Genomic DNA, 5,296 nt, shown 5'->3' with positions numbered 1-5,296 from the left:
TCCCAGTGTGGCCGTTCACCCTCTCAGGCCGGCTATGGATCGTTGCCTTGGTGGGCTGTTATCTCACCAACTAGCTAATCCAACGCGGGTCCATCCTATGCCGATAAAATCTTTGCTAGTTGGTTCATGCGAACCAACTAGGTTATGCGGTATTAGCGTTCGTTTCCAAACGTTATCCCCCTGCATAGGGCAGGTTACCCACGCGTTACTCACCCGTCCGCCACTAACTTCATGGAGCAAGCTCCAATCCGTCCGTTCGACTTGCATGTGTTAAGCACGCCGCCAGCGTTCATCCTGAGCCAGGATCAAACTCTCAATAAAAAAGTTTGTCTCTTGACATTTGTACTGTTAAGTAGTACTGACTTGTCACTTCATGTGACTTTATGAATCGACTGGTTTAATGGTTACTATTTTATTTTCAATGTTCATCTTGCGCTTCGTGGCCTGCGCCCCTCAGCGACATTGACTATGTTATCATACAGCTTAACCATTGTCAACTAGTTTTATAATTTTTTTCTTGTTTTTTTGTTTCTTCATTTTACTTTCCCTTTCAACACCTTCTATTTCAAGGGGTATAGCCTATACATGAATAGTTAAAAGCAAGCTTATTTTAATGAATAAGCTTGCTTTTAACTTACTTTCTGGATCTTATTTTCTTTTATTATACCTTTGTTTTATTACTTCATAGCTTTTTCAGCATATTTAGTTGTTACAATTTCATTATATGGTGCTCTTTCATTAAGCTCTCCTGCTAATTCCATAACATCCATTAGTCTTGTTAAGCTTTCCTCTTTAAGAACAGGATCTTGGCACCATGCATCAATTTCTTTATACCTTGCTACAACTGTTGTCAAATCTTCTAAAGATAGTTCCGTAAAGTGTGGTGAAATAATTTTAGCAATTTCTTCTGCTGGATGTGTTTGTACAAACTGCTGTCCTTTATAAACTGCATTTGTAAAACGCTGAATTAAATCTGTATTCTGTTCTATATAAGAACCTAGTGCACTATAAGCTGTAAAAGGAATTTCTCCTGTTTCCTGTCCTACAGATGTCATAATATATCCTGAACCTTCTTTTTCAATCGATGTTGCTAAAGGCTCGAATAAAGTAACATAATCCCCTTCTCCGCCAGTAAATGCTCCAGCCATTACACCAAATTGAATGTCTGTTCTTACATTAACTTCTCCATTAGTTGTATCTTCTCCAATTACAAGTCCACTATTTTTAATACCGTACTCTAGTGTCATCTCAGGCACCCCACCTTTTCTGCCACCAAGAATTTCTTTTCCTTTAAGGTCATCAAATGTGAAATTATCATTTGGCTCTCTACCTACTATAAAGCTCCCGTCTCTTTTAGTAAGTTGGGCAAAACAGATAGAGTAGTCTTTACTTCCTTGATTATATACATATATAGAAGCCTCTGGTCCCATAAGTCCTATTTGTACTTCTCCTGATAAAAGTGCTGCCATAGTCTTATCGGCTCCTTGTGCACCTAGAAGTTCTACTTCTATACCTTCATCTTTAAAAAATCCTTGTTCAATTGCCACATATTGAGGAGCATAAAATACAGAATGTGTTACTTCTGCCAATTTAATCTTATCTAAACCACTATCTTTGCTGCTACACCCTGCTCCTAAAAGGCTCATTACTGCAACAAGTGCTATACTTATTAGAGATTTTAACTTCTTCATTATCCATTCACCTCATATTAAAAATGGAATAAATTTACATTCTCTAATATAGCATAATCACTTAGCTTGACCAGTGTTACCTTTTCGAACGATATAATTTCTCTACAAGGTTAAGTGCTTCATACATAAGCCAAGCACAGAAAGCAAGTACCACTACACCCATCATAACAAGATCTAATCTAAAGACTTGACCACCATATACAATAAGATAACCTATACCATTACGCGAAACTAGAAATTCTCCAACAATAACCCCTACCCAAGATAAACCAATATTAATCTTAATAATATTAATAATGTTACCTATATTGGCTGGTAAGATCAGCTTAGTTAGCACTTGCCATTTGGTTGCACCAAAACTTCTAAGCATTTGAATTTTTTCTTCTTCTATATTAATGAAATAGTTATATGCCGCAAGTATAGTACTTACTATAGAAATGGTAATTGCAATAACAACTATACCTCTTATGCCCGCACCTGCCCATACAATAATAATAGGTGCTAAAGCTGTTTTAGGTAATGCATTGAGTACGACTAAGAAAGGGTCACATATTTTGGACAATGTAGGTGACCACCATAATATAATAGCTATAATAATTCCTAGCACAGTACCTATAGCAAACCCTAATACGGTTTCCCATACAGAAACAGCTATGTGTGTAAAGATACTACCATCCTTTAAATAGTCTACAAAAAGTTTTACAATAGCAGATGGACTACTAAGTAAGAACGTATTAATCACATCAAGTCTTGCAAGTACTTCCCACAATAGAATAAATAAAACAACTGTAGCCAGTTGCCAAAATACAATTTTTTTTCTTTTCTTATGTTTGTTCTTTAAATAATCCTGATAACCTACGCTTAAGTTATCTATTGTCTTATTATGCTTCATGGACACCCAACTCCCTCCATAACATATCAAAATAATCTTTGAACTCTGGTGCTTTTCTTGAAATTAAGGGTGTTCTTTCTTGCTCTATTGTAAGCTGTATATCATGAACACATTTAATTGTAGCTGGCCTTGCGGACAAAACAGCAATTTGATCACACATAGATATAGCTTCTGCAATATAATTGTTACGGAAACAATTTATTTTACACATACTATAAAGAATCTATTACTTTATGATATTCAACTAAAAACAATTGGAGATAAAATCCAATACTATCGTAAACTCAATAAACTTACACAATCTGATTTAGCTAAAATATTGAGTATTCATGTATGTACAATAATAAGATATGAAAATAATACTCATATGCCATCAGACAAAATAAAAAAAATGCTAGAAAAAGCATTAGGCTACTCATTATAGCCTAATGCTTTTTCTAGCATTTATATAAACTATCTATTCTAATTTAATTCCAAACATCCCTTCTAGGATATTGTTATCTTGTGGCTTAAGATAACTTTTAGTTGTATCAATATTATCATGATGCGCCATTACTTGTACTTCTTCTATAGAGAAACCTTCTGGTCTTCCCATATGTTTACACATATAATGAGTACCATTCTTGTAATTCTCCATACCTGAATGCCTAAAGCTATGAGGAGTAAAAGGAATATATTTGCCTTCTAATTGATATAAAATATCTCTCATCTCAACGCACCAATCATACAAGGTATTATCTGTAACAGCATGATTATGACTTTGGTCTACCCATAATGCATCTATATCATCTTTCCTCTGCTCTAAGTACAGCTTAATACTTTCTAAACTGTTATAGTGATAGAGCAAAGGGAACTTCTTACCTCTTTTACCGATAACGGTATTCGTAAACCTTTTTTCTAAAAGGCCTTCTTTCTTTATTTGCAATACTTCATTAATTCGTCCTACGCTGTCATAGGATATATCCAGATAAGCACATTCTCTGTACATCTCATGTTCGAGTAAGTAGGTTCTAATTTTATGTATCTGTTCATCTGTAAGGAAGTAAATTTCTCTTACTGGTTCTTTAGGTAACCCCTTTATTTTTCTTGCTAGGTTCTTCTCATAATCATAGTCGTCTTCGTCCTCAGCATACTCCATCATGCCACGGATTAATGCAAACACACGGTTAAAGCGTGCATTAGATACTTTACGTTCTTCTGTAAGCCATAAACTAATCCTTCTAAAATCTTTCTTGTTAAAGTCTAGAACACACCTATTATCCATATGCTCTTGGATGAAACAAAGTATCATTTTACCGTCCGATTCATACTGCTCTAGCGTAGATGGTCTACGTCTTTTAGATTTTAACTCAACCAGGTAATCTTCTAGTAATTCTTTATTTAATTTATTAGCCTTCTGCCATTTGCCTTGAGTAAATACTCTAGTATACATGTTAGCTCCCTCCTTGACAAAAACCAACTTGCAAACTAGTACAATCTATGTATATAATAGACGTTGCGAGCGTTTTCATACACATAGAGGTCTACTAGGTTGCTAGTAGGCCTTTTTATTTTATATTAACTATTAAGCTCTAACTTGAATAACCGGTACTCCATCATAACCAATATTAATTTTGCCATCTCTAAGATCTTGAAGCTTTACATAGTTATGACCATTTTTCTCTATTGCTTCAACCTCTTTTGTTACACCATTAAGTTTAATTTTAACTTTTTTAATCACTTCTTCTTCCTCCTTTAGAAAGAGTTTTCTTTCGGCTTGACGTCTACGTGTAAGCCCATTTAACACCTTGCCATTTGCTTTATTCCATCTTAGGAATTCATTTGCAGCACCTTGTACATCTCCTGCATTAAGCTTTTTAAGCAGGGTTGATGTTTTAAGTGCACCATTTCCACAGTTATAAGCAAAACTTACAAGTGCATCAAACTGATTTTGATTTATAGAATAGGTAACATATTTATTTACTGCATTTTCGTACCCTTTGAGGTTCTTTATAAGCAACTCATCAGCCTGTTGCTGAGTAATAATCATGCCTTCATGTGGTTTTATCCCATTAATAGGTTCTGTAGTCCCCCATCCAATAGTCCACACACCAGCTTGACATTTATAGGCTTTTAATTGACATCCTTCAAAACTCTTAATGAGGTCTACACCTACCTTAGATATATTCATACTAAGCACCTACCTTATCTTGAATTTTATCGACTTTATTTTCAATAGACTCCAATTTTCCTGTGTATGTGCTGATAATACCTGCAAACTTTTCATTTGCTGCAGTAGCTTTGCCAAGTTCTACATATAATCTTTCTTTATCTTGTAATTGTGCTTGATACATTTTCCAAATAAAGAAGCCGCATGCTCCTACCATCACAATTGGAAAACCTAAACTGTTAATTAATGTTTGTAATACATCTACATTCATTTTGATTCCTCCTTGTAATAAAAAAGCACCTCTATTTTAGAGATGCTTTAAATTAGTGTTTATTTTTATAAAGATTGTGCTATAATATGGGTATAAAGAAAGCACCAGTGCTGTAACACTGATGCTCCCTGAATGTTTTGTATTTGGGGCTATGAAACCAATCAGATATTATTCTTCATGATTAGAACTGTCTTTCTTAGCGGGTGGACAGTTCTTTTCTTTTGCACTCATTTCAAATTCTATGCCTTTCAGTCCAGCTTTAAACTTGACTTTGGCAACAAAAATGTCACGTC

7 protein-coding genes and 1 rRNA gene are annotated in these 5,296 nt (G+C 34.7%); 1 reads left to right on the top strand and 7 read right to left on the bottom strand.

The features are described 5' to 3' along the window. The 4 genes from H8718_RS19590 to H8718_RS19575 all read right to left on the bottom strand — a co-directional run. Positions 1-321, bottom strand: a 16S ribosomal RNA gene (locus H8718_RS19590); the annotation flags it as partial. Between the two features lie 356 nt (positions 322-677). Beyond that, complete coding sequence (locus tag H8718_RS19585; RefSeq protein ID WP_177672067.1) at positions 678-1,691, bottom strand: ABC transporter substrate-binding protein; 1,014 nt, start codon at positions 1,689-1,691, stop codon at positions 678-680. 76 nt (positions 1,692-1,767) lie between these two features. Then, positions 1,768-2,583, bottom strand: a complete 816-nt coding sequence (locus H8718_RS19580) for an ABC transporter permease (protein ID WP_249334721.1) — start codon at positions 2,581-2,583, stop codon at positions 1,768-1,770. Next, the gene (locus tag H8718_RS19575) at positions 2,573-2,743 is read right to left on the bottom strand and encodes a hypothetical protein (RefSeq protein WP_249334719.1); all 171 of its coding nucleotides are present in this window, start codon (positions 2,741-2,743) and stop codon (positions 2,573-2,575) included. The genes H8718_RS19580 and H8718_RS19575 overlap by 11 nt, the downstream gene beginning before the upstream one ends. On the opposite strand from H8718_RS19575, the gene H8718_RS21125 reads away from it, so the two are divergent. After that, positions 2,687-3,007: a helix-turn-helix domain-containing protein gene (locus H8718_RS21125; protein ID WP_408646589.1), complete on the top strand. Its 321-nt coding sequence runs from the start codon at positions 2,687-2,689 to the stop codon at positions 3,005-3,007. The two genes, H8718_RS19575 and H8718_RS21125, sit on opposite strands and share 57 nt — an antisense overlap. 33 nt (positions 3,008-3,040) lie before the next feature. Here H8718_RS21125 and H8718_RS19570 read toward each other — a convergent pair whose 3' ends face one another. The 3 genes from H8718_RS19570 to H8718_RS19560 all read right to left on the bottom strand — a co-directional run bounded on the left by H8718_RS19570 (position 3,041) and on the right by H8718_RS19560 (position 5,003). Next, positions 3,041-4,015, bottom strand: a complete 975-nt coding sequence (locus H8718_RS19570) for a tyrosine-type recombinase/integrase (protein WP_249334717.1) — start codon at positions 4,013-4,015, stop codon at positions 3,041-3,043. A gap of 132 nt (positions 4,016-4,147) precedes the next feature. Continuing rightward, positions 4,148-4,753, bottom strand: coding sequence for a lysozyme (locus H8718_RS19565; protein ID WP_249334715.1), 606 nt, complete (start codon positions 4,751-4,753; stop codon positions 4,148-4,150). Position 4,754: 1 nt separating this feature from the next. Beyond that, positions 4,755-5,003, bottom strand: coding sequence for a hypothetical protein (locus tag H8718_RS19560; protein ID WP_249334713.1), 249 nt, complete (start codon positions 5,001-5,003; stop codon positions 4,755-4,757). Between the last annotated feature and the right edge of the window lie 293 nt (positions 5,004-5,296).

Origin of the sequence: Zhenhengia yiwuensis, assembly GCF_014384995.1 — a bacterium.
Lineage (GTDB): Bacteria > Bacillota > Clostridia > Lachnospirales > Cellulosilyticaceae > Zhenhengia > Zhenhengia yiwuensis.
Note: the sequence above shows the minus strand (reverse complement) of the source record. Positions and strands in the feature narration are given on the sequence as shown.